This is a genomic window from Lentzea rhizosphaerae (assembly GCF_042649515.1).
Taxonomy (GTDB): domain Bacteria; phylum Actinomycetota; class Actinomycetes; order Mycobacteriales; family Pseudonocardiaceae; genus Lentzea; species Lentzea aerocolonigenes.
The window spans coordinates 697,931-721,082 of record NZ_JBHRZI010000015.1 but is presented as its reverse complement, the minus strand read 5'-3'; the positions used below and the strand labels follow the sequence as shown (position 1 = coordinate 721,082).

At 70.1% G+C, this 23,152-nt stretch carries 33 protein-coding genes; 18 read left to right on the top strand and 15 right to left on the bottom strand.

The window, feature by feature from the left end:
• Nucleotides 1–223 precede the first annotated feature (223 nt).
• Nucleotides 224–688: an NmrA family NAD(P)-binding protein gene (locus ACFOWZ_RS20520; protein WP_382374735.1), complete on the top strand. Its 465-nt coding sequence runs from the start codon at nt 224–226 to the stop codon at nt 686–688.
• Here ACFOWZ_RS20520 and ACFOWZ_RS20515 read toward each other — a convergent pair.
• A complete protein-coding gene (locus tag ACFOWZ_RS20515; RefSeq protein ID WP_382374733.1) occupies nt 627–1,895 on the bottom strand; it encodes an ArgE/DapE family deacylase in 1,269 nt (422 codons plus the stop codon). The two genes, ACFOWZ_RS20520 and ACFOWZ_RS20515, sit on opposite strands and share 62 nt — an antisense overlap.
• A gap of 123 nt (nt 1,896–2,018) precedes the next feature.
• Here ACFOWZ_RS20515 and ACFOWZ_RS20510 point away from each other — a divergent pair, with 123 nt between their 5' ends.
• The 3 genes from ACFOWZ_RS20510 to ACFOWZ_RS20500 all read left to right on the top strand — a co-directional run bounded on the left by ACFOWZ_RS20510 (nt 2,019) and on the right by ACFOWZ_RS20500 (nt 3,876).
• Nucleotides 2,019–2,456, top strand: coding sequence for an Lrp/AsnC family transcriptional regulator (locus ACFOWZ_RS20510; protein ID WP_382374731.1), 438 nt, complete (start codon nt 2,019–2,021; stop codon nt 2,454–2,456).
• Between the two features lie 597 nt (nt 2,457–3,053).
• Nucleotides 3,054–3,644, top strand: coding sequence for a hypothetical protein (locus tag ACFOWZ_RS20505; protein ID WP_382374729.1), 591 nt, complete (start codon nt 3,054–3,056; stop codon nt 3,642–3,644).
• A complete protein-coding gene (locus tag ACFOWZ_RS20500) occupies nt 3,598–3,876 on the top strand; it encodes a hypothetical protein (RefSeq protein WP_382374727.1) in 279 nt (92 codons plus the stop codon). Before ACFOWZ_RS20505 ends, ACFOWZ_RS20500 begins: the two co-directional genes overlap by 47 nt.
• Here the strand turns inward: ACFOWZ_RS20500 and ACFOWZ_RS20495 are convergent.
• Both ACFOWZ_RS20495 and ACFOWZ_RS20490 read right to left on the bottom strand, forming a co-directional pair.
• Nucleotides 3,846–4,583 carry a M15 family metallopeptidase gene (locus tag ACFOWZ_RS20495; RefSeq protein ID WP_382375109.1) on the bottom strand — a complete coding sequence of 246 codons (738 nt, stop codon included), beginning with the start codon at nt 4,581–4,583 and terminating at the stop codon, nt 3,846–3,848. The two genes, ACFOWZ_RS20500 and ACFOWZ_RS20495, sit on opposite strands and share 31 nt — an antisense overlap.
• Nucleotides 4,584–4,647: 64 nt before the next feature.
• Nucleotides 4,648–5,214: a TetR/AcrR family transcriptional regulator gene (locus tag ACFOWZ_RS20490; RefSeq protein ID WP_030466028.1), complete on the bottom strand. Its 567-nt coding sequence runs from the start codon at nt 5,212–5,214 to the stop codon at nt 4,648–4,650.
• 67 nt (nt 5,215–5,281) lie between these two features.
• On the opposite strand from ACFOWZ_RS20490, the gene ACFOWZ_RS20485 reads away from it, so the two are divergent.
• Complete coding sequence (locus ACFOWZ_RS20485; RefSeq protein ID WP_382374724.1) at nt 5,282–5,773, top strand: FBP domain-containing protein; 492 nt, start codon at nt 5,282–5,284, stop codon at nt 5,771–5,773.
• Here ACFOWZ_RS20485 and ACFOWZ_RS20480 read toward each other — a convergent pair whose 3' ends face one another.
• Complete coding sequence (locus ACFOWZ_RS20480) at nt 5,774–5,950, bottom strand: hypothetical protein (protein WP_156093641.1); 177 nt, start codon at nt 5,948–5,950, stop codon at nt 5,774–5,776.
• A gap of 159 nt (nt 5,951–6,109) precedes the next feature.
• Here ACFOWZ_RS20480 and ACFOWZ_RS20475 point away from each other — a divergent pair, with 159 nt between their 5' ends.
• From ACFOWZ_RS20475 to ACFOWZ_RS20465, 3 genes are read left to right on the top strand one after another with little or no spacing between them, the layout of a single operon-like run.
• A complete protein-coding gene (locus ACFOWZ_RS20475; protein WP_382374722.1) occupies nt 6,110–6,664 on the top strand; it encodes an RNA polymerase sigma factor in 555 nt (184 codons plus the stop codon).
• Nucleotides 6,661–7,068, top strand: a complete 408-nt coding sequence (locus ACFOWZ_RS20470) for a hypothetical protein (protein WP_382374720.1) — start codon at nt 6,661–6,663, stop codon at nt 7,066–7,068. The genes ACFOWZ_RS20475 and ACFOWZ_RS20470 overlap by 4 nt, the downstream gene beginning before the upstream one ends.
• The gene (locus tag ACFOWZ_RS20465; protein ID WP_382374718.1) at nt 7,065–8,144 is read left to right on the top strand and encodes a hypothetical protein; all 1,080 of its coding nucleotides are present in this window, start codon (nt 7,065–7,067) and stop codon (nt 8,142–8,144) included. The genes ACFOWZ_RS20470 and ACFOWZ_RS20465 overlap by 4 nt, the downstream gene beginning before the upstream one ends.
• Here the strand turns inward: ACFOWZ_RS20465 and ACFOWZ_RS20460 are convergent.
• Genes ACFOWZ_RS20460 through ACFOWZ_RS20450 form a run of 3 tightly spaced genes read right to left on the bottom strand, consistent with a single transcriptional unit; the run spans nt 8,110 to nt 9,337 of the window.
• Nucleotides 8,110–8,562 (bottom strand): SRPBCC family protein, encoded by a 453-nt coding sequence (locus ACFOWZ_RS20460; protein ID WP_382374716.1) that lies wholly within the window; start codon nt 8,560–8,562, stop codon nt 8,110–8,112. The genes ACFOWZ_RS20465 and ACFOWZ_RS20460 overlap by 35 nt on opposite strands.
• Entirely contained in the window at nt 8,559–8,894 is a 336-nt protein-coding gene (locus tag ACFOWZ_RS20455; RefSeq protein ID WP_030466022.1) for an ArsR/SmtB family transcription factor, read from the bottom strand. Before ACFOWZ_RS20455 ends, ACFOWZ_RS20460 begins: the two co-directional genes overlap by 4 nt.
• Nucleotides 8,891–9,337 carry an SRPBCC domain-containing protein gene (locus ACFOWZ_RS20450; protein WP_382374713.1) on the bottom strand — a complete coding sequence of 149 codons (447 nt, stop codon included), beginning with the start codon at nt 9,335–9,337 and terminating at the stop codon, nt 8,891–8,893. The genes ACFOWZ_RS20455 and ACFOWZ_RS20450 overlap by 4 nt, the downstream gene beginning before the upstream one ends.
• 147 nt (nt 9,338–9,484) lie before the next feature.
• Between ACFOWZ_RS20450 and ACFOWZ_RS20445 the strand changes: the two genes are divergently transcribed.
• Together ACFOWZ_RS20445 and ACFOWZ_RS20440 are read left to right on the top strand one after the other, a co-directional pair.
• Nucleotides 9,485–10,534, top strand: coding sequence for a M4 family metallopeptidase (locus ACFOWZ_RS20445; protein WP_382374711.1), 1,050 nt, complete (start codon nt 9,485–9,487; stop codon nt 10,532–10,534).
• 16 nt (nt 10,535–10,550) lie between these two features.
• On the top strand, nt 10,551–11,258 hold the full coding sequence (locus tag ACFOWZ_RS20440) for a hypothetical protein (RefSeq protein WP_382374709.1): 708 nt from the start codon (nt 10,551–10,553) through the stop codon (nt 11,256–11,258).
• A 3-nt stretch (nt 11,259–11,261) separates the two neighbouring features.
• Here the strand turns inward: ACFOWZ_RS20440 and ACFOWZ_RS20435 are convergent, their stop codons facing one another.
• Complete coding sequence (locus ACFOWZ_RS20435; protein WP_382374707.1) at nt 11,262–11,723, bottom strand: winged helix-turn-helix transcriptional regulator; 462 nt, start codon at nt 11,721–11,723, stop codon at nt 11,262–11,264.
• Between the two features lie 98 nt (nt 11,724–11,821).
• On the opposite strand from ACFOWZ_RS20435, the gene ACFOWZ_RS20430 reads away from it, so the two are divergent.
• Nucleotides 11,822–12,664: an alpha/beta fold hydrolase gene (locus tag ACFOWZ_RS20430; protein WP_382374705.1), complete on the top strand. Its 843-nt coding sequence runs from the start codon at nt 11,822–11,824 to the stop codon at nt 12,662–12,664.
• Nucleotides 12,661–13,722: a 4Fe-4S binding protein gene (locus tag ACFOWZ_RS20425; RefSeq protein WP_382374703.1), complete on the top strand. Its 1,062-nt coding sequence runs from the start codon at nt 12,661–12,663 to the stop codon at nt 13,720–13,722. The genes ACFOWZ_RS20430 and ACFOWZ_RS20425 overlap by 4 nt, the downstream gene beginning before the upstream one ends.
• Here ACFOWZ_RS20425 and ACFOWZ_RS20420 read toward each other — a convergent pair.
• From ACFOWZ_RS20420 to ACFOWZ_RS20390, 7 genes are all read right to left on the bottom strand, one after another.
• Nucleotides 13,667–13,831 carry a DUF397 domain-containing protein gene (locus tag ACFOWZ_RS20420; protein ID WP_382374701.1) on the bottom strand — a complete coding sequence of 55 codons (165 nt, stop codon included), beginning with the start codon at nt 13,829–13,831 and terminating at the stop codon, nt 13,667–13,669. The two genes, ACFOWZ_RS20425 and ACFOWZ_RS20420, sit on opposite strands and share 56 nt — an antisense overlap.
• Nucleotides 13,809–14,672 carry a Scr1 family TA system antitoxin-like transcriptional regulator gene (locus tag ACFOWZ_RS20415; protein WP_382374699.1) on the bottom strand — a complete coding sequence of 288 codons (864 nt, stop codon included), beginning with the start codon at nt 14,670–14,672 and terminating at the stop codon, nt 13,809–13,811. Before ACFOWZ_RS20415 ends, ACFOWZ_RS20420 begins: the two co-directional genes overlap by 23 nt.
• Nucleotides 14,673–14,812: 140 nt before the next feature.
• Complete coding sequence (locus ACFOWZ_RS20410; RefSeq protein WP_382374697.1) at nt 14,813–15,247, bottom strand: YbaB/EbfC family nucleoid-associated protein; 435 nt, start codon at nt 15,245–15,247, stop codon at nt 14,813–14,815.
• Nucleotides 15,248–15,266: 19 nt separating this feature from the next.
• Nucleotides 15,267–15,902: a pentapeptide repeat-containing protein gene (locus ACFOWZ_RS20405; RefSeq protein ID WP_382374695.1), complete on the bottom strand. Its 636-nt coding sequence runs from the start codon at nt 15,900–15,902 to the stop codon at nt 15,267–15,269.
• Nucleotides 15,883–17,331 carry a WXG100 family type VII secretion target gene (locus ACFOWZ_RS20400; RefSeq protein WP_382374693.1) on the bottom strand — a complete coding sequence of 483 codons (1,449 nt, stop codon included), beginning with the start codon at nt 17,329–17,331 and terminating at the stop codon, nt 15,883–15,885. The genes ACFOWZ_RS20405 and ACFOWZ_RS20400 overlap by 20 nt, the downstream gene beginning before the upstream one ends.
• Nucleotides 17,328–17,636 carry a type VII secretion target gene (locus ACFOWZ_RS20395; RefSeq protein WP_382374691.1) on the bottom strand — a complete coding sequence of 103 codons (309 nt, stop codon included), beginning with the start codon at nt 17,634–17,636 and terminating at the stop codon, nt 17,328–17,330. Before ACFOWZ_RS20395 ends, ACFOWZ_RS20400 begins: the two co-directional genes overlap by 4 nt.
• 11 nt (nt 17,637–17,647) lie before the next feature.
• Complete coding sequence (locus tag ACFOWZ_RS20390; RefSeq protein ID WP_382374689.1) at nt 17,648–18,106, bottom strand: YbaB/EbfC family nucleoid-associated protein; 459 nt, start codon at nt 18,104–18,106, stop codon at nt 17,648–17,650.
• A gap of 272 nt (nt 18,107–18,378) precedes the next feature.
• Here ACFOWZ_RS20390 and ACFOWZ_RS20385 point away from each other — a divergent pair, with 272 nt between their 5' ends.
• The 6 genes from ACFOWZ_RS20385 to ACFOWZ_RS20360 all read left to right on the top strand — a co-directional run bounded on the left by ACFOWZ_RS20385 (nt 18,379) and on the right by ACFOWZ_RS20360 (nt 23,060).
• Complete coding sequence (locus tag ACFOWZ_RS20385) at nt 18,379–18,945, top strand: TetR/AcrR family transcriptional regulator (RefSeq protein WP_382374687.1); 567 nt, start codon at nt 18,379–18,381, stop codon at nt 18,943–18,945.
• Between the two features lie 17 nt (nt 18,946–18,962).
• Nucleotides 18,963–20,432, top strand: a complete 1,470-nt coding sequence (locus ACFOWZ_RS20380) for a carboxylesterase/lipase family protein (protein WP_382374685.1) — start codon at nt 18,963–18,965, stop codon at nt 20,430–20,432.
• 70 nt (nt 20,433–20,502) lie between these two features.
• Nucleotides 20,503–21,462: a zinc-binding dehydrogenase gene (locus tag ACFOWZ_RS20375; RefSeq protein ID WP_382374683.1), complete on the top strand. Its 960-nt coding sequence runs from the start codon at nt 20,503–20,505 to the stop codon at nt 21,460–21,462.
• A gap of 44 nt (nt 21,463–21,506) precedes the next feature.
• Nucleotides 21,507–21,875: a hypothetical protein gene (locus ACFOWZ_RS20370; RefSeq protein ID WP_382374681.1), complete on the top strand. Its 369-nt coding sequence runs from the start codon at nt 21,507–21,509 to the stop codon at nt 21,873–21,875.
• A 52-nt stretch (nt 21,876–21,927) separates the two neighbouring features.
• The gene (locus ACFOWZ_RS20365; protein ID WP_382374679.1) at nt 21,928–22,527 is read left to right on the top strand and encodes a DsbA family protein; all 600 of its coding nucleotides are present in this window, start codon (nt 21,928–21,930) and stop codon (nt 22,525–22,527) included.
• Nucleotides 22,524–23,060 carry a vitamin K epoxide reductase family protein gene (locus tag ACFOWZ_RS20360; RefSeq protein ID WP_382374677.1) on the top strand — a complete coding sequence of 179 codons (537 nt, stop codon included), beginning with the start codon at nt 22,524–22,526 and terminating at the stop codon, nt 23,058–23,060. The genes ACFOWZ_RS20365 and ACFOWZ_RS20360 overlap by 4 nt, the downstream gene beginning before the upstream one ends.
• The last annotated feature ends 92 nt before the right edge of the window (nt 23,061–23,152 follow it).

Below are 23,152 nucleotides of genomic sequence, written 5' to 3'. Positions count from 1 at the left end.
GAGGCGACACGCTGGCGACACGCCGAGACGCCTCAGTAGCGGCGCTGGTTGCTCGTCGTCCGGGTGCTGCGGATGAGGCCTTTGCGCTCACGCGGAGATGGCGACGCCGCTGCGGTCGGCGACCTACCCGACGGTGAGCTCGTGGAACGTGGGCATCGAAGTTGATCTTAGCGCTTGACCTCAACCTCGGTGAGGCCAGAGGATGTGCGGTCGCCCGAGTCGGTTGCCCGCCGCCGGGGCGCGGCTCGCCACCGGCGACCTGGCCGACGCGCAGGCGCTCGACAACGCCGCGAAAGGCGTGGACGCGATCTTCGGCCTGTCCGTGCCGTTCGGATCCGGCGGGAAGGACGAAGAGGTCGCCCAGGGACGCCTCCTGGTCGACGCGGCCTCACGGGCCGGCGCGCACCTCGTCTACTCCTCGGTGCGCGGGGCCGGGCGGTTGGCGGCGACCGACATCGACCACGCCGACAGCAAGCAGCTCGTCGAGGCGTACCTGCGGGACCAGCCGGTGCGCTCGACCGTGCTCGGGCCGGTCTACTTCATGGAGAACGTGCTGAACGTCGGCTTCAGCCGCCTCACCGACGGCGTTCTGGCCAACCCGTCGACTGGGACGCGTTCTGCAGTCCTCAGCGAGCTAGCACGTCGTTCGAGCGCAGGGTCGCCACCACCAGGGCTTGCGTCACGGTGACGATCTCGCTGACGCTGACCTGCTCGCGGGGACCGTGGGCGAGGCGGACGTCGCCGGGCCCGTACTGCAGCGTCGGAATGCCCGTCCCGGCGTAAAGCCGCAGGTCACTGCCGTACGGGGCGCCGCGTTCCTGGGGTGGTGCGGCGCCGGTGACGTCGGCGTGCGCGGTGCCGACGAGGAGCGCGAGCGGGTGGCCGGAGGCGAGCCGCCCGCTCGCGAACTGACCGCCCGGCCACGTCACGACGGCGGGGTGGGAGCGCAGCCACGGGTCGGCCGCACACGCTTCCGCCACGCAGGCCTCCAGTTCGGCGCGGGCGTGAGCGGGGTCCTCGCCGAGCTGGACGCCCAGCCGTCCCTCCGCCACCAGCAGGTCGGGGACGCTGCTGGCCCAGTCGCCGGCCTGGACGGTGCCGACCGAGAGCGGGTACGGGATCGGGTACTCGGACATGAGCGGGTCGACGCGTGCGTTGCGGCGGGTCTCCAGCCGGGCGAGCGCCTGGTGAACGGGCAGGTAGGCGTCGATGGCGCTGACGCCCGCGTACCGGGTGCTGCCGTGGGTGGCGCGGCCGGGCACCTCGATGCGGAACGTGAGAGCGCCCGCGTTCGCCGTCATGAGCGCGCCGCTGGTCGGTTCGGTGATGATGCAGGCGTCACCGGTGTGGCCGCGTTCGAGGGTGCCGAACGCGCCGAGCCCGCCGTCCTCCTCGCTCACGACGAAATGCGCGGACACCCGGCCGCGCGGCTTCACACCGGCCGCGCGGATCGCGGCGAGCGCGGCCAGGATCGCCACGACACCGGCCTTCATGTCGCACGCACCTCGGCCGTGCACGACGTCGCCGGTGACCCGCGGGCGGAACGGGTCTCCCTCCCACCGCGCGAGGTCGCCGGGCGGGACGACGTCGACATGGCCCTGCAGGATCAGCGTCGGCCCGTCGCCGCGCGTCTCACCGACCAGGCCCCACGCCTCCGAGCGCGGTGCCTCGCCACCGGGAAAGCGTTCGTGCGCGCGCAGTTCGGGCAGGTTCATCGACCACAGGTCGACGTCGAGGTCCAGGCGTTCCAGGTGCCCGGCGAGCACGTGCTGCAACTCCGACTCGGCGGCACTGCCCGTCACGCTGGGCACCTCGAGCAGCTCCAGCAGGAGCCGCCCGATCGCCGCCTCGTCCACCGCGGCCAGCGCCGCTGCTTCGACATCGTTCGTGGTCACAGGCCGAAGACTAGGGTCGAGTCGACAGTGCAAACAATTGCCATTTGCGGCGAACTACAGCGTCTTTTTTGCAAAGAAGCCGCAGGTATGGCGGATTTTTGCGCCATGCCGGACGCTCCCGGCATGGACTCCATCGACGAGGCGATCATCCAGTGCGTCGTGCGCAACGCCCGCGCCACCTACGCCGAGATCGGCAGAGCCGCCGGACTGTCCCCGTCCGCGGCCAAGAGACGCCTGGACCGCCTGGTCGCCACCGGCGCGATCCGCGGCTTCACCGCGCTGGTCGACCCGCAGGCCCTGGCCTGGCACACCGAGGCGTTCGTGGAGGTCTACTGCGCGGGCAACCCCACCCCGGCCGACCTGCGCGAGGCCTTGGACGGCATCCCCGAGGTCATCGAGGCCTGCACCGTCTCCGGTGGCGCCGACGCGATGCTCTACCTGCTCGCCAGGGACATCCCGCACCTGGAGCAAGCCATCCAGCGGGTGCGGTCCACCGCGCCGATCCAGCGGACCGAGAGCGCGATCGTGCTTTCCCGGCTGCTCTCGCGGCCGCGCCTGTGATCGAAGGGTCGGCCGGTGGGGGTGGAGCCGCGCAGGTTCCACCCCCACCGAGCGAACTACGCCGCTACGACCGCCCACCGCGAGCACGCCACGCAGGCAACCGGGCTTGGCCTGGTCACGCCGGTGCCGCGCAAACGGCACCACCCGCAGTGTTGATCACCGTCCGGTCGTCCCCGGAAAAGCGTTTGGACGAATAGTGGCCCCATCAGCGCCAGGCGGTCGCACGGCACAGTCGCGACGCACACCTGCACGAGTTGTCGCGCCGCCCCGACAACCTCACCGACCCAGCGGCGACTCACACGACCGGGTGACAAACTCAGGGGTCATGGTCGTTTAGAGGGCGCCTGACCAGACTTGAGCAGAAATGAACGGCATCAGGTGGAGGTTGAAGAATGAATTATCGCTCGTCCGGCGCTCCGGGTTCACGCCGACGAAGTCCCGGCTCCGCCTGACCGCGACTTTTCACTTCACGTCCCCCGGCCTGCCTGGCCGGCACGAACCCCACCGAAGGAACACATGGTGCAGGGCCCCCGTCGAGGCGGACGCCATCTGCCTGCCGAGGCCGGCGACTACGTCCGCCTCGACCACTTCGCAGCCGTGCTGTCGCTGGAGCTGGTCACGGCGCTCAAGACCCGCCACTCGTCGTTCAGCGACTTCCTGCGGAGCTGCATGGCGGAGCCGGATGCGCCGTCATGCATCGCCGGTGACCCAGCCGAGCGGCTGACCTTCGACAACGCCAAGCGGGCCATGAGCACGCGGCTCGGCCGGCTTGCGACCGAGGTCGCCGAGTGGGAATTCGTGGAGTTCCTCGTGCGGCACTGCGGCCCAGAGGACACCGATGAATGCCGCGCGCTGCGCACCCGGCTGGCGGGCTTCTGGCTGGCGTCGCAGCGGTATCCGCCGCCGGGTTACCGAGGGCCGATCAACCTGCCCGACGGCGCGCCGCGTCCCTACACCGACGCCGACGAGGCTCCCAGCGACAAGATCCGCGTGATCATGCTGCGGGACCAGTTGTCGCAGGAGCGCGTCAACCGGCGGCGGGCGGATGACTGCGAGGGCCCACGGACGCAACCGGGCGTTCTACGAGCGGCAGAACCCCGAAGTGCGCAGCGGCCTCAAGCACCGCAAGGCGTGCGAACGAGTGCCGACAAGGATCATCGCGACGCTGGTCACGAAAGGCGACGATGAGCGCAGCGATCCGGAACGGAGGCGGCACGAGGACGCGATCCACCTGCGTCGCCAGGTCGAGGAGGTCACCGAGCGGCTCAACCGGGAACAGGCGGCGCACAACCTCACCGCGACCAGGTTCGCGGCGTGCCTCGGCCCGGATCCGCTCGACTGGCTGCGCACCGCCGACTTCCCTCTCGCCGCGAACCTGTACGCCCACCGTCACAGGCGCGCCACCGGGAAGTCGAAGTAGGTGTCCGGGTACGGCTCACCGTTGAGCGTGAAGTGCCACCACTCCTCGGGCAGGTTGCGGAACCCGGCCCGCCCCATCGCCGACTTCAGCAGCTGGCGGTTGTCCCGCGCCTTGCCCGTCACCCGCGGGTCGTCGGTGTGCGAGAGCGTGTCGAAGCAGTCGTACCCGGTCGCCATGTTCACCGTGTTGTCCGGGAACCGGTTCGGCGCGAAGCAGTGGACGAGCTTCTCCCCCGGCACGTACGCACGCTGGTGGCGCGGCGGCAGCTTCACGACCGTCAGGTCCAGCGTCGACCCGCGGCTGTGCCCGGACTTCTCGGCGATGTAGCCGTCCTCGAACAGCCGCGTCTTGTCGACGTTCGGGTAGAACTCGGCCTTCATCCGCTGGTCCGCGAGATCACGAGCCCACCGCACGAAGTGGTCCACCGCGCGCTGCGGGCGGTAGCAGTCGTAGACCTTGAGCGTGAGGCCCTGCGCGAGCATCTCCCGCTGCACCTTCCGCAACGCGAGCGCCGCGGGCCTGGTCAGGATGCACAGCGGCGCCTGGTAGCCGTCGATACGGGTGCCGACGAAGTTGTGGGCGGTGTCGTAGCGGATGTCGTGCAGGATCGTCGGATCGACGTCGCGCAGGACGACGAACCCGCTGGTCGCCTGCGCGGGCATGGCGAACGACATGGTCAGCAGCACGGAGAGCAGCAGGGCGCGCATGGAGTTCATCCAAGCAGTGCGGGCGTTCCGGTCGCAGCGTCCAGACCGGTCACCGGAACGCGCACTAGGCAGGCCAGGACCTCAGCAGCGAGTCGAGCCCGTCGAGCGCCCGCGTCCACGAGGCCTCCACTCCGCGCGGGTGGCTGTGGAACGCCCCGGCGCGCTCCAGCGAGACGTAGCCGTGGAACGTGCTGTGCAGCAGCCGGACGGCGTCGGTCTGGTCGGGTTCCCACAGGTCGTAGCCCCGCAGGATCGCGCGGGTCATCTCGGCGTGTTTGCCCGCCGCGCTGGTGGCCGCCGTGTCCGGGTCCAGCGCCATCTGCGTCGCCGTGTACCGGCCGGGGTGTTCGTGGGCGTAGCGCCGGTACGCGTTGGCGAACGCCACCAGCGCGTCTTTGCCCGAACGGCCGGCCAGAGCGTCCGCGACGCGGTCCGCCAGCTCGGCCAGGGCCAGCACCGCGAGGCGGACGCGCAGGTCGTGGGCGTTGCGGATGTGTGAGTAGAGCGACGCGTCCTTCACGCCGAAGTGGCGGGCCAGCGCGGACACCGTCACGTTCTCGAAGCCGACCTCGTCCGCCAGCTCCGCGGCCGCCTGCGTGAGGCGGTCCGCGGTGAGACCCGCGCGTGCCATGCGTCACCCTTCCTAAGGTCCTTAATAATTTGCCTAGGACCTCTAGGCAAGCCTAGCGTTCCTCGACGTGAAGCCGCTGACCGAACCCGACATCCGCGCGTCCTTCGTCAATTCCACCAAGGGAGAGGCGAAGCGCATGCACGTGCCCAAGGATCTCGCCGAACGGCCGTGGGACGACCTCGACTTCCTCGGCTGGACCGACCCCGCCGCGCCCGACCGCTCCTACCTGGTGGCCGACCTCGACGGACGGCTCGTCGGCATCGCGCTGCGCCGGGCGACGCAGACCGGGCGTGCGCGCAAGACGATGTGCGCGTGGTGCCTGACCACGCATTCGGGGGACGGCGTGTCGCTGATGACGGCGCGCAAGGCCGGCAAGTCGGGCCAGCTGGGCAACTCGGTCGGCGCGTACGTGTGCGCTGACCTGCAGTGCTCGCTCTACCTGCGCGGGAAGAAGAGCGCGGGACCCGGCTCGCGTTTCCACGAGTCGATCTCGCAGGACGAACAGGTCGCGAGGATCGTCACCGGGGTGGCGGCGTTCCTCGCGCGGGTGGAGTCCTGATCAGAGCTCGAGCACCAGTTCGGCCGTGCAGGCACGGGCGCACGGCCACGGGTCGCCGCACTCGGTGCAGCCGGTTGTCGCGGGCAGGTGCGTGTCGAGCACCTGGACCGCTCTGGTCCGGTAGCGCTCCAGGTCCGACTCCCAGTTGTGGCGGGAGGACGCGGTCGCACTCGTCATGGTCATCAGTCCTCGGGTTGAGCTGCTGGACATCAGCATGCACCCGAGACGCCGTTTTGTGACGTGCATTACGCGAATCAAGACCGTGTTGCGTGAAATTCGGAAAAACGGGTAGCAAGGCAACCGGATCTGGACGACGTCGGGCGGCATCATGTCCACATGGACATACCGGCGTCGCTGGCCGCGGCCGCGCGTGGTGACCAGGCCGCGTGGGACGCGCTGGTCAGGCAGTTCAGCGGGCTGCTGTGGTCGATCGCCCGCGCCCACCGCCTCAGCGACGCCGACGCGGCCGACGCCGTGCAGTGCACGTGGATCAAGCTGGTCGAGCACCTCGACGGCATCGCGGAACCCGAACGCCTGGCGGGCTGGTTGTCCACCACCGCGCGACACGAGTGCCTGCAGCTGCTGCGCCGCGCGGGCCGCCTGCCCGAACCCGCCGAGGAGATCGCCGACTCCCCCGGCCCCGCCCCGGACGTCGACCACGCGATGCTCGTCGGCGAACGCAACGCCGCGCTGTGGCGGGTCTTCGAGGAGCTCCCGGACCGCTGTCGGCGTCTGCTGCGCGTGCTGATGGCCTCGCCGCCGCCCGCCTACGCCGACGTGGCCCTCGCCCTGGACATGCCGGTCGGCAGCATCGGCCCGATCCGCCAACGCTGTCTGGGCCGGTTGAAAGCGCTGGTCAGGGGCAACGAGGTGCTGGAGGAGCGGTCATGAACGACGACGAGTTCCTCGACGTGCTGCGGGCCGCGGCCGACGAGTTCGACCCGGTCCCGGCAGGCGTGCTGCGTGACGCGAGCGCCGCACTGGCGCTGCGGTCGCTCGACGCGGAACTGGCCGAGCTCGTCGAGTCCGAGGCCCTGGTGCGCGGCGACCAGCCGGTGACCCTCGCGTTCGAGTCCGAGCACGTCACGCTGAACCTGGAGATCAGCGACGGCGTGGTGCGCGGGTTCGTCACCGGCGCCGAGGGCGAGGCGGCGGTGGAGACACCGCGCTCACGCCGTGCAGTGCCGATCAGCGACGGTTGGTTCACGGCGGCCGACGTGCCGTCCGGCCTGGTGAGGGTCAGGGTGACGGCGGTGGACGGCACTCCGGTCGTCACGGAGTGGGCGCGCGGTTGATCCCCGTCCTGTGGCTGTGGGGGCCGCCCGGCGCGGGCAAGACGACCGTGGGCTGGGAGGTGTTCGAGCAGCTCGGCTGTGAGGGCGTCGCCGTCGGTTTCGTCGACATCGACCAGCTCGGCATGTGCCCCGCGCCGCCGTCGGATCCCGATCGTCACCAGCTGAAAGCCCGCGCGCTCGACGCCGTGATCACCAACTTCCGCGACGCGGGCACCCAGTGCGTGGTCGTGCCGGGCGTCACCGACCCCGTGCGCGGGATCGAGCCGGTTCCGCACGCCGACCTGACGACGTGCCGGCTGCGGGCGTCACCCGCGGAGCTCGCCCGGCGGATCACCGTCCGCGGTGGTGCGACTGATCTCGCGGAGGCACTTCGGCACGCCGAGGCGGTCGACGGCGCGCCACACCACGCCGTCGACACCACCGGCCTCTCCGTCGCCGAGGTCGCCCGCCTGGTCCGCGACCAGACAGGCTGGCCGGATCCACCCGCGCCCACGCGAACGGCCCTGCGGCCGTCGGAGGAATCCGGCGAGATCCTCCTGCTCTGCGGACCGGCCGCCGTCGGCAAGTCGACCGTCGGCTGGCACGTCTACCAGCAACTCCTGCGAGCCGGTCGCACCGCCGCGTTCGTCGACCTCGACCAGATCTCCTTCAGCCGCCCTCAGCTCGGCCACGACCTCAGGGCCGCGAACCTCGCCGCGCTCTGGCGCACGTTCCGCGACGCGGGCGCCGACTGCCTGGTCGCGGTCGGCCCGCTCGACCAGCCGGAGGACCTCGCGGCCTACCGGGCCGCGCTGCCCGCCGCCACGATCACGTCCTACCTGCTCGACGCGAGCCGGGACGTGCTGCTCGACCGCGCCACCCGCCGGGCCCGAGGGGAGTCGCCCGCGCCGGGTCTGGCCGGTGACGTGCTGCTGGCGCAACCACCCGACCGGCTGGCCGAGATCGCGGACCAGGCGGCACGGACCGTCGACGCCCTGCGCGGCACGGGCGACCTGCACGTGAACACCGACCACCTGCCCCCGGCCGAGATCGCCCGGCGGATCACCACGGGTCGGGGAGGCCCCGCCCTGTCGTGATCAGGCTGTGCAGGCTGCCGCTGACGTAGTGCCGCCACCCCGTGGAGCACGCGCCGTAGCACTCGACGTCCGGCACCAGGCCGACGTGGGTGAACCGCAGCTCGGTGCCACCGTCCACAGCGGCGATGTCGAACACGATCTCGCTGCCGGTCCACTCGTCCGGCACCGAGACGAACGACAGGTTGCTGTCGGTGACCTGCCAGACCACGCGGCGCCCCGGTTCGAGCTCGGTCACGCGCTGCCGGCTGTAGTGCTGCGGGGGATGCCGGTACGTGAACTCGGCGCCCACTTCGTCCGTGCTGCCCTCGACTTCGCCCGTCCACCAGGAGCGGACGTCCAGGACGGCCGCGTAGACCTCGTCCGGTGACTGCTCGACGGTGTACGAGGTCGAGTAGCCGCGATCGGTGCGTGTCGTCATGAGATTTCCCCCGTCTGTCGTTGGATCCGCTCGGCAATGCGCTTGATCCGCTGCAGCCGGGCGTCCCAGGTCGCGCCGACCGAGGACAGCTGCGCGACCGCGCGGGCCAGCTGTGCTTCGTCCACCTCGTAGCGGCGCTCCCGTCCCAGCGGCGTCGCGTGCACCAGGCCGACGCGGTCGAGCACGCCGAGGTGCTTGGCGACCGCCTGCCGGGTGACGGGCAGCTGTTCGCTGAGCGTGGTCGCGGTGCCGCCGCCGTCGACGAGCAGCAGGTCGAGCATCCGCCGCCGGGTCGGGTCACCCACCGCCGACCACAGGTCGTCGTCGATCACGGCCGCGCGACCAGGCTGTTGGCCCGGGCGACGAGGCGCGGCAGGAAGTGGTCCCAGCCCTGGACGTGATCGGCGTAGGCCTGCTCCAGCACGGCCGCCTCCCACCCGCGCTCGCGGAAGCCGGTCTCCTTGAAGCGCAACAGGGTTCCGTCACCCGACGCGATGATGTCCATCGTGACGAGCAGCGAGTTGTCGTCCTCGTAGACCCAGCGGAACGCGAACCGGTGGGGCGGGTCGGCCTCCACGACGGTGAGCCGCTCGACCTTCGCGTCCGGCGAGTCCGGGTCGCCGAAGACGATCCTGCCGGTGCCGCCGGGCACCGGATCGAGCTCGGCGTCGTCGGGCCACCACTCGCGCAGGTGCTCGGCGGAGCTGACCACCTCGTAGACCACCTCCGGGGTGGCGTCGATGTGCAGCTCGCGTTCGATGCTTCCGTACTCCACGAGATCCTCCCTTGAGTGCAACCATCGGTTGCACGTCAACGTAGCCGGGCGGGATCGTTCGCGCAACCTTAAGTTGCACGTGTATTTGCGCGGCGACCCGAGTCCTCCTCTCCGGGTACACGGGGAAACAGAAGGGGGAAACGACTCATGACCTGCTTCATCCTGCCCGCCCACCTGCTCATCGAGCTCGCGGAAACCGGCGGCGTCGACATCCGCGACACCATCCCGACCCTGCTCGCCTCGGCCTCCCTGCGCGTCCAGCGCGACACGCTCACCGAGGCGATTCAGTTCCTCGACCTCAACGCCGGTCAGCTGCGCGGGCCCGCGAGCGAGTTCAAGGCCGTCCACGACGTCCAGGGCGGCGACGAACGCGCCCTGCCCGGCGTCATGCGGCGCAAGGAAGGCGACGGACCGGTCGGCGACCCTGCCGTCAACGACGCGTTCGACAACGCGGACAGGACCTACGACTTCTACCGCGACGTGCTCGGCAGACACAGCGTCGACGGCAACGGCCTCAAGCTCGTGTCGTCTGTCCACTTCGGACGCGGCTTCGACAACGCCTTCTGGGACGGCACCCAGATGGTCTACGGCGACGGCAGCGGCAAGGTCTTCCAGTCCGGCGCCCTCGCCCGCGACCTCAGCGTCGTCGGGCACGAGATCACGCACGGCGTCGTGCAGTACACGGCCGGTCTGCGCTACCGCAAGCAGTCGGGCGCGCTGAACGAGTCGATGGCCGACGTCTTCGGCTCCCTGGTCAAGCAGTACGCGCTCGGCCAGTCCGCCGACCAGGCCGACTGGCTCATCGGCGCGGGCATCCTCGGCACGCAGCTGCAGGGCGTCGCGCTGCGGTCGATGAAGGACCCCGGCACCGCGCACCAGCTCGACCGGCAGCCCGCCCACATGCGCTCGTACGTCGACCTGCCCGACGACGGCAACCCGCGCAACGACAACGGCGGCGTGCACATCAACTCCGGCATCCCCAACAAGGCGTTCCACCTCGTCGCGACACGGCTCGGCGGCAACGCGTGGGAGCGCGCGGGCAAGGTCTGGTACGACGCGCTGGCCACGAAGCTCCGGGTGAACTCGAACTTCGCGGAGGCAGCCGCGGCGACCACGGCGTCGGCACACGCGTTGTTCGGGAGCGCGGTCGCCGACGTGGTGCGATCCGCGTGGAACGACGTCGGGGTCGATCAGTAACCGATACAGTCCCGCCATGGACGGCGTACGGAACGAAACGAACGACCAGCCCTCAGTGGTGATCCAGGTCCGCGACCTGCTCGCGAGCCGGGGGGCGCTGACCCTTCCCGCCCAGCCACCACCGCTGGCCGTGACGCCCAGTGTGGCGTGGGCGAAGGAGCGCTACGGCATGCACGCCGTGGTGAACACTTCGATCGCCAAGGTGCCGCGCGGCGGGGGCCTGCTGGAGATGAGCCGGTTCCTGCACGACCACGAGGTCGTGACGCCGCCCGACAACACCCGGCTCAAGCTCCTGGTCGAAGGCACCCGCGAGCAGGCCGTCCTGCTGACGGACCTGGTTTTCGCGGTGCGAGCCCGCCGTCCGGCGGCACCGGCTCCCGGCATCGAGGTCTTCTCGGCGCAGCTGTTCTACAAGGTCGAGCCGAAGTGGTTCTACGCCGACCTGACGAGGCAGGACCGCGTGCCGGTGCGACCGAACTCGGCACGCGGTGAGCGCGGCGAGTTCCCGTACTCGGTGCACCGCAGGGAACCCGAGCACTTCGCGGTCGACCTGGAGCTGGGAGACCAGGAGGTGGAGTGGGTGGCCGAGCTGCACTGGACCTGTGAGGGCATCTCGGGAGCGCTGGAGATCAGCAACCAGGGAGCACCCTTCGTGAGTCGCCCAGCCCTGGGGCGGCCGCGGTACGACTGGGACTACAACACCGACCAGTGGCGTCGCGTCTGACCATCAGGAGCCCGCGAGCTCGGCGTGGATCGTGTCGCGCGTGACCGGCTGACCGCAGTGGCGGCAGACGAGGTCGACTTGGACCGGCTGCCCGCACGAGTGCCGGCGGATCAGCGCGGGACTGTCCACCGCCCACCGGTCGCCCCACTCGGTCAGCGCGAGCATGACCGGGAACAGTTCCCGCCCCGCCTCGGTCAGGTGGTACTCGTGCCGGGGCGGGTGCTCGCTGTAGAGCCGGCGTTCGACGACGCCCGCTGCCTCCAGCTTGCGCAGCCGGTCGGCCAGCATGTCGCGGGACGCGCCCGTGTACCCGGCGATGCGGGCGAAGCGGTGCACGCCGTAGCCGATCTCCCGCACCGCCAGCAGTGACCACCGCTCGCCGAGGACCTCCAGCGCCGCCGCGAGTGAGCAGGGGCGGACACCCAGCGGCAGGTCGCCCATTCGCACGGGCTGCGGTTCGGTCATCTGCCCAGCGTAATCCAGTGTGTTGTGTTTTCCAACTCACTGCCCTACCGTGACGTCCAGTCGGTTGGAAAACACAACACACTCGTCGCGAGGTGCAGATGAGCGCGCGAACCAGCGATTCCCGGATCAGCATCCCCGGGACGAGCAGCCACTTCCTCGAACCAGGCCGGCTGCGGTATCTCACCGGCGGCAGCGGCCCGCCGCTGGTCCTGCTGCACACCGTGCGCACCCAGGCAGAGCACTTCCGCCACCTGATCCCGTTGGTGCAGCAGCGGTACACCGTCTACGCGCTCGACCTGCCGGGGATGGGCTATTCGCAGATCGTGCCCGGCGCCTCCTACGACGAACCGGCCATGCGCGCCGCCGTCACCCAGCTCGTGACGCAGCTCGATCTGCACGACGTGACGCTGCTCGGCGAGTCGATGGGCGCCGTCCTCGCACTCACCGCGGCGGCCGACCTTCCCGGACGCGTCCGGCGGGTCGTGGCGGTGAACGCCTACGACTACGCCGGCGGCATCGCCAGGTCCAGCCTTCTGGCGAGGTTGATCATCACCGGCGTGATCGCGCCGGGGGTCGGCCCGTTGCTCGCCCGGCTGGAACCCCGGCCCGTCATGCGCGCCATCCTTCGCGGCGGTCTCGGCGACCCGGCCGCACTGCGCGACGACTACCTGGACGAGCTCCTGCGCGTCGGCCAGCACGCCGGTTACCCGGCCGTCGCCCGCGCCGTCTACCGCAACCTGCCGAGCCTCGTCGCGGCGCGCTCCCGTTATCCCGAGGTCACCGCGCCGATCCACCTCGTCTACGGGGAGAAGGACTGGTCGCGTCCCTCGGACCGGCAGGCCAACAGGCAACTGCTGCCCGGCGCGTCGTTCACCGAGGTCCCCGGCGCCGGCCACTTCCTCGCTCTGGAACGGCCCGACGTGCTGGACGCGGTCGCATGAGCGCGCTCCCGGCGAAGCTGACCACCCACCCGTCGGTCCAGGCCGTGCTCGCCCGCCCCAGGACGACCCCGCCGACCGTGATCGACGCGGCCTGGCTGCGCGACCTGTGCCTGGCGGCGGGCGCCGACGACGCGGCAGTGGTCAGCCTCGACCACCCCGACCTGGCAGGCGAACGCGAGCACGCGCTGACCGCGTTGCCCGGCACCCGCTCCCTGATCGCGATGGCGTTCCGGATGAACCGCGACAACCTCCGCTCCCCCGCCCGCAGCGTCGCGAACCAGGAGTTCCACCAGACCGACGAACAGGCCAACCACGCCGCCCGCACCGTCACCCAGGCCCTGCAGGACGCCGGCTACCGCGCCCTCAACCCGTCGGTCGGCTTCCCGCAGGAGATGGACCGCTACCCGGGCCGCATCTGGGTCGTCGCGCACAAGACCGTCGCGGTCGCCGCGGGCCTCGGCGTGATGGGCCTGCACCGCAACGTGATCCACCCGAAGTTCGGCAGCTTCGTACTCCTGGCCACCGTGCTGGTCGACGCGGAGGTGAGCGAGTACGGCCAGGCGCTGGACTACAACCCCTGCATCGACTGCAAGTTGTGCGTCGCCGCGTGCCCGATCGGCGCCATCCGCAAGACCGGGGAGTTCGACGCACTGGCCTGCGCCACGCACAACTACCGCGAGTTCATGAGCGGATTCACCGACTGGGTGCAGACCGTGGCCGACAGTGAGGACGCCGCCGACTACCGCTCACGCGTCACCGACTCCGAGAGCGCCTCGATGTGGCAGAGCCTCGCCTCGCCGCCGGGGTACAAGTCCGGCTACTGCCTGGCGGTGTGCCCAGCCGGGGAGGACGTGCTCGGGCCGTACCTCGACGACCGCAAGGCGTTCATGGACACCGTGTTGCGGCCGCTGCAGGAGAAGAAGGAGACGCTGTACGTGCTGCCGGGGTCGGCCGCGCAGGAGTACGCGGAGCGCCGGTTCCCGCACAAGCCGACCAAGGAGGTCAGCGGGGGCTGGCAACCACCAGCCGCAAGAAAGTCGTCCACTGGTGAGGCGTGAGCGGGAGTTCGATGGCGGGCGACTTGCTGTCCCGGATACCGACGCCGCGGCCCACTTCGACGCAGTTGCCGTCGCTGGCGCTGTAGCTACTCTTGCGCCACCTGGTCATCACGAGCCTCCTCACCGATGATGTCGGTGATCAGCTTCCTCGTCTCGACTTCGTCCAACGCCGTCCGATCGAGTGACTTCAGCACTGTCTCGTAGCGGCCGACGGAAGCTTGATCCTCGAGGAAGACGTTGGCCCCTTCGCTCTCGAGGTAGACGATCTCCGGGATCTTCTTGAACTTCAGCAGGTCGAAGTCACCCGCGAGGCCGGCATGTGGGCCGAGCGCGGTGGGAACCAGGCGAATCGTGAGATAGGGCCGCACGGACAGGCGGAGCAGGTGGTGGAGTTGTTCCGCCATCACGCTCGCGTCTCCGACCGGCAGCCGAAGAGCCTGCTCGTGCATGTAGATCTGGACGGTCCGGTTCCCGTCGAGCACCGATGTCTGCCGGATGACCCGGTTCTCGACGACCAGCCGCGCGTCCAGTTCCGGCAGCGGCTTGGCGAGGGCGAGGTGCCAGGTGTAGTCGGGCACCTGAAGGAGGCCGTGCACGACGTTCATCGACCAACCAGCGATCCCGGAGGCGATCCTCTCGTGCTCTCGCAACGTGCGCACCCGATCCGGAACGCCAGAACCGTTGGGCTGCAACCAGTCCCTGATGTGGGCGTCGTGGTGCAGGCCCATCAGGTGGTCGAACTCGGCCGGCGGCGTCCGCAGCAGACCGAGCAACTTGGCCAGCTCGACGTCGGTCGTGCCTTCCTTGCCGTTGACCAGCTCCGAGACTTTGGCCTCCTGCCAGCCCAGCAGGTCGGCAGCGGCCCGGTTGGTCAGGTCGGCCGCCCGCAACAACGCCCGTATCGCGTCACCGAACTCGCGGCCGCGCACCGTTGATCTCCGCAATGGCATGCGGGGACGGTAGAACCGCACTTCCGTTTGGCTCCACCCATTCGCCGCAGGTCAACCTGAAAGCATGTTGTTTGGCGGTCTTCCAAACTCACGGGCCGTGCCGGGGCGACAGTGCGGCGAACGCTGTCGCACGTGAAGCCCTACTCGGTGACGGCGGGACCATCCCAGTCCTCGTCGTCCTGGGCGTGGTCCCGGGCCGGCCGCGGCCGCGGCGGGGTGTCGGGAGCCGGCGCGGGGAAACGTCGCCGGTACAACGACACCAGCGCTTCGGCGTCTCCCGGGGCGTCCACGCCGGCCTCGGTCACGATCTCGGACACCGCGTCCGCGATCCGCGACTGGGCGCGGTGCAGGGTGGTCATGATGGACGCCGCGAGCGTCGCGCCGGACACCCCGCGCGCCTGGTCGGAGATCTCCAGGTCGCGCAGCACGCCGGAGGCGCCCACGGTGACCTTCACCAGGCCGTCCCGGGACGCCTCGTGCACGACGGCCTCGGTCACCCGCGTGCTCACCCGCTGGTACTTCTCCGACTCGGCCGCGACGGCCGCCGCCCACCGGGCGGACTCGGGATCGGTCATCGTGCGCCCCTCTCCAGCCTCACGAGTACGCGGGACGCAGCACCGACACCCGCGCGCCGCGGGCGGCGAACCAGTGCTCCAGCTCGGCGCCGTCGAGGCTGTGGCCGGGCGCGGGCACGACCGGGCCGAAGACGGTGCCCGTCATGCCCGTCACCACAGCGCCGGCCACAGCCGAGTTCTCCAGGACCGTCTTGTCGACCCTCGCCCCCGACAGGTTCGCGCGGGTGAAGTCGCAGCCCACGAGCATCGCGTCGGTGAGGTCCGCGCGCCGCAGGTCGGCCTCGACGAACCGGACGTCCAAGCCCTCCACGCGGGTGAGGTCGGCGCCGATCAGCACCGCGCGCACGAAGCTCGCGCGGTGCAGGCAGGCCTTCACGAAGTCCGCGTCGGTGAGGACGGCGCGGATGAACCGGGCTCCCTCGCAGTTCGCCCGCCACAGCTCGACGCCGCGCGCCGCCACGTCGGCGAGGTTCGCGTGCCGGAACGACGATCCGCCGAACGGCCCTCCGGACAGGTCCGCGCCGCGGAAGTCCAGGTCGTCCGCCGCGACGGGTGCGCTCCGGTCGCCGGTCAGCCAGCCGGCCAGGGCGTCGGCCGCTTCCGACGACCAGGGCCATCGCAGTGGCCGCCACTCGTCACGGGTACCAGATGACACGGTTTCTCCAGCGGGGGTCCTGCACGGTCTGTGCCACCTTGTCGATGGTCTCCTGGGCGACCTCGCGCGTGTCGATGACGACGTGGCGACCCTTCGTGCCGATCTGGGTACCGAGCACCATCCTGAAGTCGTTGTCGTCGTACGGCTCGCGCGGGCGTTTGATGTCCCACTTCTTGCCGTCGTCGATGAAGTCGCCGATCCCTCTTCCGGGCGGCCGCTCGTAGTTGTCGGTGAACTGGCCGCGTTCTCGCAGGTCCAGCGCAACTCTCGCCTCGTCCTCGGAGGACGGGCTGATGCGTCCGCCGTTGTCCGGGTCACGGATGGTGTTGTTGAACTTCTCCGGGTGCCTGGCCTCCAGCTCGTTCAGGTGGTCGCTCAGCCTGGCCCGTTCCGCTGAGGTCAGCTCCCGGTGCGGCTTGTCGAGGTCCAAGCGCCGGCTCGGCGGTCTCGGCCGTCCACCGGGGCCGGGTGGAGGATTCGTGCCTCCGGGTGGTGGCGGGTCTCCCTGACCGCCGCCTCCTCCGGCCGGGGGCTGGTCGACCGCCTGGTTGCCGCCACCGCCCGCGCTCGACGTGGACGTGTTCCCGCCGGTGCCGCTGGGCGTGGTGACGCCGGACTGATTCACCGCATCGGGAAGCTTGATGTCGCCACCGGTGTCGGTCTTGCGCAGGTTGCGCAGCCCCGTGCCGATGATCTCCCAGATCCCGGTCAGCCGGCTCATCAGCGGGCGCAGTTTGTCCAGCGAACGCGCCAGTTTGACGGTCACGGCGGTGATGTCGAGGACGGTGCGCTCGACGAGCGTCGTCACCTGCGTCGCGACCGGGACGGTGGCGAAGAGTACCGGCACGCTCGCCGCCGCCGCCCAGAACGGCACGCGCACGATCAGCGTGGCCACGGCCCGGGAGATGATGTCGCGCACGGCTTCCCGGACGACGCCGACCAGCGCGCCGACCACTTCCACGGTGGCGCCGATGGTCGAGGCGCACACCTCGCTCGCCGAGAAGAACGCGGCGTGCTTGGCCATGGACTCCCGGTACTTCTTGCTCGCGTCGCCGCGCCAGGCGGCTGCGCTCCTGTCGACCTCGGCCGTGAAGTCCGCCCTCGCCTCGGCCACGGTCTTGGCGACCGCCTGCCACGTGCCCGCGTACGCGGTGATCCGTCCGACGTCGCCCGCCAGCCAGTCCAGCCACCGGCGCAGCGGACCGCAGTGCTCGATCACCCACGAGAACGCGTATTCCGCGAGCGTGCCCAACGGGTCGACGGCGAGGGACAACGCCTCCAGACCCGTGCTCGCGAGGGCCAGGCCGCCCTCCACCCAGGAACCGTTCGCGATGCCGTTGCGCAGGTCGATCGCCGACTCGACGATCCCGATGCCGGTGAACGCCTCGCCGGAGAGCTGCGCGGCCTGCGGCGGGGCGGCGGTGTTCACCGCCCGTTGCCCTTCATCGCGCTCGCGCCGCCCTCGTCCACGCCGTCGTAGACGTCGGCCGTGTCGCGCACGTTCTTGATGATGTGGTCGATCGAGGCCCCGACCTCCACCAGGGTCTGAATGCCGACGTCGCCGACGGCCCGCACGATCGGCGGGAACATGGTGGCGACCTTGCCGAAGGCCTCGGTGGGCAAGTCGCCTGCGCGGGCCTGCCGCAGCGCGCTGTCCACCTTGCTCTCGACGCCACCCAACCGGTTGGCGTGCGCGCGCAGTTCCGCGCCGTCGAGATCCAGTCTGCCGCTCATGAGCAACCCCCTCACTCCATGACGGACGGGCCTTCGCGGTCGTCGTCGTGCACCTGTCGTCCGCGTGCCGCCAACGGGTCGGGTGGCTGTTCGGGGAACTGCCGCCGGTAGCCCGCGACCATCGCCGCCGCGGCGGCCGGGTCGTCGGCGGCCAGGTCCGCGGTGAGCCGTGACATCTCGTCCGCGATGCGGGCCTGCGCGCGGCGCATGGTGGACAGGACGTGCGCAGCGAGCGTCTGACCGGAGAACTCCCTGATGCGGTCGGAGAGCTCGAGTTGCCGGAGAACGCCGGAGGCGTCGACGGTGACCCGGACGACGCCGTCGCGCGAGGTCTCGGTGACGGCGACCGCGGCGACGTCGCGATCGAGCGCTCGGAACCTCTCGGCCCGCGCGCTGACCTGGGCCGCCCACCGCGCGATCTCCTGCTCTGTGCGTGGCGGTTCGTCGTCGTGAAGGACCGGACCGGTCAAGGGCACCCCCCACCCCTCGTCCCCGCCGACCCTAGGTCAAGGAGCAGACCTCCCGACAGGTCAGGATGGCGGGCAGCCAGGAAGCCGAAAGACGTTGCGCCAGGCCGGTTCCGCTACAGCGACCGGCGTAGCGCACACGTCGGCTCAGGCATACCGGACGTATTTTTTGGCGCGAAAAGCACGTTCGGGCCGATAGATGGCCCGAACGTGCTTTTCGCGCCAAACGGCAGGCGCCCGACGTCACAGTTGCTCAGCTGTGCTAATTTTTGCTCATGCGAGCAAAGTCGGTGACGGAGCAGGCCAGGCGGGCGCAGATCGTGTCGGCGGCCATCGCCACGATCGCGGAGCTGGACTACGCGGAGACGTCGTTCAAGGCGATCGCGGCGCGGGCGGGGCTGAGCAGCACCGGGCTGATCTCGTACCACTTCCGCAACAAGCAGGAGCTCGTCGACGTGGTGTTCGCGGACGTTCTGGAGCGGTTTCAGTCGTTCGTGAACGCACGCATGGGGCAGTCGAGCGCGCGCGCCGAGCTGGAGGCGTTTCTCCGGGCCAACGTCGCGTTCATCCGCGAGCACCGCGCCGACATGCTCGCGTTTCTGCGGATCAGGGCACACGCGGCGGTGACCGACGGAGGCATCGCCGACTCCGATCACGTGGCGCTCGCCGCGCTGCTGCGGCAGGGGCAGCAGGCCGGCGAGTTCCGCGCGTTCGACCCGGACGTGATGGCGGTGTTCGTCCTCGCGATGCGCAACGGCGTCGTGCAGCGGTCCGGGGCACTCGATCTCGACGTCTGCGAACAGGAGCTGGTCGCCGCCGTCGAGCTGGCAACAGGGGGTTAGTCGTTTTGCGTCGGGGGATGTTGTTGGCCGCACTGCTGCTGGTGAGCGCGTGCGGGAAGGGGGATGCGGTGCTGTCGAACGTGGTCGCGACCGACACCGGGCAGGTGCGCGGTGAGATCAGGCCGTCGCACGCGGTTTTCCGGGGGATTCCGTACGCCCGCGCGGCGCGCTGGGAGCCGCCCGCACGCGCTGCTGCGTGGAGCGGTGTGCGGGACGCGGTGCGGCCGGGGAGTTCTTGCCCGCAGGTCGGATCGAGCTACTCGGCGGAGAAGAGCACGGACGAGGACTGCCTGTTCCTGAACGTCACCACGCCTTCCACGTCCGGGCGCAAACCGGTGCTGGTGTGGGTGCACGGCGACGGTGCGGTCGGGGCGGGGCACTACTTCAACGCCGAACGCCTTGCGCGGCAAGGGGATGTCGTCGTGGTGACGATCAACTACCGGATGGGGGTGTTCGGCGGGTTCGGGTTGCCGGGGCTGGAGCATTCCGGCGAGTTCGGGTTGCTCGACCAGCAGGCCGCGCTGGAGTGGGTGCAGCGCAACATCTCCGGCTTCGGCGGCGATCCGGGCAACGTGACGCTGTTCGGCGTGTCCTTCGGGGCGACGGCGGTCTCAGCGCATCTGATCGGGCAACGGCCGTTGTTCCACAAGGCGATCATGCACAGCTCGTTCACCCTGGTGGACGTGCCGAAGGGTGCCTGGTTCCCGGATCTGGACGCGCTGCCGTCACTCGCGTGGCGGCCGGTCCCCGAGATCCAGGAGATCGGCACGATGGTCGCCACCGGGCTGGGCTGCGCCGACGTCGAGTGCCTGCGGCGGCTGCCGGTGGAGAAGCTGCTGGAGTTCCCGCAGATCATGAACATCTTCCAGTCGACGGGGTACGGCGGTTCGGTGCTGCCCAAGCCACCGTCGGAGTCGCTGGAGGCCGGCGAGTTCATGCCGGTGCCGATCCTCGCCGGGGCCACCAGGGACGAGCACAACAGCTTCGTCGGGCTGTTCCGGCCGGGGCCGATGTCCACCGAGGACTACGCACGGCTGCTGCGGGAGGCGTTCCCCGAGCGTGCCACCGAGATCGAGCGCGAGTACCCGGTGAGCGCGTACGCGTCGCCGAAGCAGGCGTGGGCCGCGGTGCTGACGGATCGTGTGTGGGCGACGGCCACGTTCCGACAGAACACCTTGTACGCCCAGAAGGCTCCTGTGTACGCGTTCGAGTTCGCTGATCGTGCGGCGTCCACGAACCCTGAGTTCCCGGCCGAGCTGCACGGCGCGAACCACTCGTCCGACATCGGTTACCTGTTCCCGGACCACGACTTCGCCGAGGACCGCGGGCTGTCGGACCACATGATCAGGGCGTGGGCGGACTTCGCCAGGAGCGGGTCACCGGGGTGGCCGCGGTTCTCCGAGGGCCGGTACGTGCAGTCGCTGGCGCCGGGAGCGATCGGGCCGGTCGACTACGCGGCACGGCACAAGCTCGCGTTCTGGTCTTGATCTCCACTTTGGTCGAGCTTCTAACGTGGGTTGCGACCCGAGTTGATCGAGGTAGGGGGATGTGGTCGCAATGCGTGCTGTGCGTGTGCACGAGTTCGGCGGACCGGAGGTGCTCGTCGCGGACGAGGTCCCGGAGCCCGTCGCCGGTCCTGGCGAGGTGGTGGTGGGGCTCGAGGTCGCCGACGTGATGTTCCTCGACACGCTGTTGCGCAGCGGCTGGGGGCAGGAGTACTTCCCGCGGACGCCTCCGTACGTGCCCGGCGGGGGCGGAGCGGGGCACGTGCTGTCGGTCGGTGACGGCGTGGATCCCGCGTGGGTCGGTCGTCACGTCGTCGCGCGCGGGTCCGAGGGCTACGCCGAGCGGCTCACCTACGCGGTCGAGGAGCTCGTCGCGGTTCCGGAGGGCCTGAGCTCGGCCGAGGCGGCGGCGATGATGCACGACGGTGTCACGGCCCTGAGCCTCTTCCGCCAGGCGAAGATCACGGAGGGCGAGGTGGTCCTCATCGCCGCGGCCACGGGCGGTGCGGGCTCGCTGCTGGTGCAGCTGGCGCGGGACGCCGGTGCACGCGTCGTCGCGGCAGCTCGTGGTGAACGCAAGCTCGCGCTGGCCCGTGAACTGGGCGCGGAGGTGACCGTCGACTACTCGCTCGACGGCTGGCAGCAGCGCGTCCGGAACGAGGTCGGCGGTGTCGACCTGGCGTTCGACGGTGCCGGCGGTGCGCTCGGCAGGGAGGTGTTCGAGACCGTCGCCGCGGGCGGGCGCTTCGTCACCTACGGCAGCGCGGGCGGGTTCGCGGACATCGATCCCGAGGTGGCGAGGCAGAGGGACGTGGACGTGCACAACGCGCTGGCGGCCGGTCCGCCCGACGTCGCGACGGTCAGCGAACTGATGACCGAGGTGCTCGCGCTAGCGGCTCAGGGGCGGCTTCGTCCGTTCATCGGGGCGACCTATCCGTTGGAGCAGGCTGCGGATGCGCACCGGTCGCTGGAGGAACGGGCGACGCTCGGCAAGTCGCTGCTGCTGATCTGAGCCACTTCGCCCGGCGCAGGCCGCGACTGGCTACGCTGGACGGCGTGCACGGCACCCGCAGCTCGCGAACCCGCGCGTATCTCGCGCGGGTTTTCGCCGTGCTCGCGCTGGTCGCCGGCGTCGCGATGATGCAGGGCACCCCGTGTGAGACCGAGTTCGCCTGGACCGCCCAGTGCCCCACGTCGAGCACTCACGTCGTGGCGCACTCCGACCAGTCCGACGACGCCGGACTGATCGAGGGCATTCTCGTCGCCGGCGCCTGTCTCGTGGTGGCGCTGGCGGTGCTGATCGGTTTCGCGGGGCTGCGGCGGTCCGGGTCGTTCCGGGCGCAGCTGGTGCGTCTGCCCGTGTGGTCTCGTCCTTCACGTCGGCTGGAAGTGCGGCTGGCGCAGCTCTGCGTGCTGCGCGCCTAGACCGAACCCGTTCTTCGGGTCCCGGTTCCGTCAGCCTTCGTGGAGTTCTGCCATGTCCAAAAACGCTCGTCTGTCCCTGATCATCGTCGCCGTCGTCGCGGTCGTGATCGCAGGGTTCGTCCTGTTCTCCCGCAACAACAACACCACCGCGGCACCGCAGTCCGGCGGTGGCAAGGTGACCGTCGTCGAGTACCTCGACATGGAGTGCCCGTCCTGCCGCGCCGCGTTCCCCGGCGTGCTGAAGCTCAAGTCCGAGTACGGCGAGCGCGTGACGTTCGACGTGCGGCACTTCCCCATTCCCAGCCACCGCAACGCCGAGCTGGCCGCCGTCGCGGTCGAGGCCGCCGGGGCGCAGGGCAAGCGGGACGAGATGTTCAAGCTGATGTTCGAACGGCAGCAGGAGTGGGGTGGGCAGCAGACGTCCCAGCGGGCGGCGTTCGTGACGTTCGCCGGGCAGCTCGGGCTCGACACCGCGGCGTTCGAGACGGCGCTGGGCGACTCGGCGCTCAAGGAGCGGGTGCTCGCTCAGCGGACTGAGGGCGGCAAGGCCGGGGTCACGGGCACGCCGACGTTCTTCATCAACGGCACCAAGTTCACCGGCGCACCCTCCTACGACGCGCTGAAGTCCGCGATCGACAAGGCGTTGTCGTGAACCGGATCGTCGCGTGGGTGCTGGCGGTCGGCGGGTTCGTCGGGCTGGTCGCCTCGTCCGTGCTGACGGTCGAGAAGATCGCGCTGCTCAAGAACCCGTTCTACGTGCCGACGTGCAGCATCAACCCGGTGCTGAGCTGCGGCTCGGTCATGAAAACCGCGCAGGCGGAGGTGTTCGGTTTTCCCAACCCGTTGCTCGGCATCGCGGGGTTCGCGGTCGTGACGACGCTCGGCGTGCTGCTGGTCGCGGGTGTGTCGCTGCCGAACTGGGTGTGGATCGGGCTGCAGGTCGGTGTCACGTTCGGCGTGTTGTTCGTGCACTGGCTGATTTTCCAGTCGCTGTACGAGATCGGCGCGTTGTGCCCGTACTGCATGGTCGTGTGGGCGGTGACGATTCCGATCTTCTGGTACACGACGTTGCGCAACATCCGGCCGGCGTTCCAGTACCACAGCGTCGTGCTGATCCTGTGGTACCTGGTGATCGCAGGGGGTGTGTTGCAGGCGTTCTGGTTCTACTGGTCGTCGCTCGTCTAGCGCCTGTATCGAAGTAGAGCGCCTCAGGCCTACCGGACATATTTTTTGGCGCGAAAAGCACGTTCGGGCCGATAGATGGCCCGAACGTGCTT

Coding starts and splice junctions, on each gene's coding strand:
- ACFOWZ_RS20510 (WP_382374731.1), top strand. CDS start 2,019: ATGGACTCCATCGACGAGGCGATCATCCAGTGCGTCGTGCGCAACGCC.
- ACFOWZ_RS20495 (WP_382375109.1), bottom strand. CDS start 4,583: ATGCGCGCCCTGCTGCTCTCCGTGCTGCTGACCATGTCGTTCGCCATG.
- ACFOWZ_RS20490 (WP_030466028.1), bottom strand. CDS start 5,214: ATGGCACGCGCGGGTCTCACCGCGGACCGCCTCACGCAGGCGGCCGCG.
- ACFOWZ_RS20480 (WP_156093641.1), bottom strand. CDS start 5,950: ATGACGAGTGCGACCGCGTCCTCCCGCCACAACTGGGAGTCGGACCTG.
- ACFOWZ_RS20475 (WP_382374722.1), top strand. CDS start 6,110: ATGGACATACCGGCGTCGCTGGCCGCGGCCGCGCGTGGTGACCAGGCC.
- ACFOWZ_RS20470 (WP_382374720.1), top strand. CDS start 6,661: ATGAACGACGACGAGTTCCTCGACGTGCTGCGGGCCGCGGCCGACGAG.
- ACFOWZ_RS20460 (WP_382374716.1), bottom strand. CDS start 8,562: ATGACGACACGCACCGATCGCGGCTACTCGACCTCGTACACCGTCGAG.
- ACFOWZ_RS20445 (WP_382374711.1), top strand. CDS start 9,485: ATGACCTGCTTCATCCTGCCCGCCCACCTGCTCATCGAGCTCGCGGAA.
- ACFOWZ_RS20440 (WP_382374709.1), top strand. CDS start 10,551: ATGGACGGCGTACGGAACGAAACGAACGACCAGCCCTCAGTGGTGATC.
- ACFOWZ_RS20435 (WP_382374707.1), bottom strand. CDS start 11,723: ATGACCGAACCGCAGCCCGTGCGAATGGGCGACCTGCCGCTGGGTGTC.
- ACFOWZ_RS20430 (WP_382374705.1), top strand. CDS start 11,822: ATGAGCGCGCGAACCAGCGATTCCCGGATCAGCATCCCCGGGACGAGC.
- ACFOWZ_RS20425 (WP_382374703.1), top strand. CDS start 12,661: ATGAGCGCGCTCCCGGCGAAGCTGACCACCCACCCGTCGGTCCAGGCC.
- ACFOWZ_RS20420 (WP_382374701.1), bottom strand. CDS start 13,831: ATGACCAGGTGGCGCAAGAGTAGCTACAGCGCCAGCGACGGCAACTGC.
- ACFOWZ_RS20415 (WP_382374699.1), bottom strand. CDS start 14,672: ATGCCATTGCGGAGATCAACGGTGCGCGGCCGCGAGTTCGGTGACGCG.
- ACFOWZ_RS20410 (WP_382374697.1), bottom strand. CDS start 15,247: ATGACCGATCCCGAGTCCGCCCGGTGGGCGGCGGCCGTCGCGGCCGAG.
- ACFOWZ_RS20395 (WP_382374691.1), bottom strand. CDS start 17,636: ATGAGCGGCAGACTGGATCTCGACGGCGCGGAACTGCGCGCGCACGCC.
- ACFOWZ_RS20385 (WP_382374687.1), top strand. CDS start 18,379: ATGCGAGCAAAGTCGGTGACGGAGCAGGCCAGGCGGGCGCAGATCGTG.
- ACFOWZ_RS20380 (WP_382374685.1), top strand. CDS start 18,963: ATGTTGTTGGCCGCACTGCTGCTGGTGAGCGCGTGCGGGAAGGGGGAT.
- ACFOWZ_RS20375 (WP_382374683.1), top strand. CDS start 20,503: ATGCGTGCTGTGCGTGTGCACGAGTTCGGCGGACCGGAGGTGCTCGTC.
- ACFOWZ_RS20365 (WP_382374679.1), top strand. CDS start 21,928: ATGTCCAAAAACGCTCGTCTGTCCCTGATCATCGTCGCCGTCGTCGCG.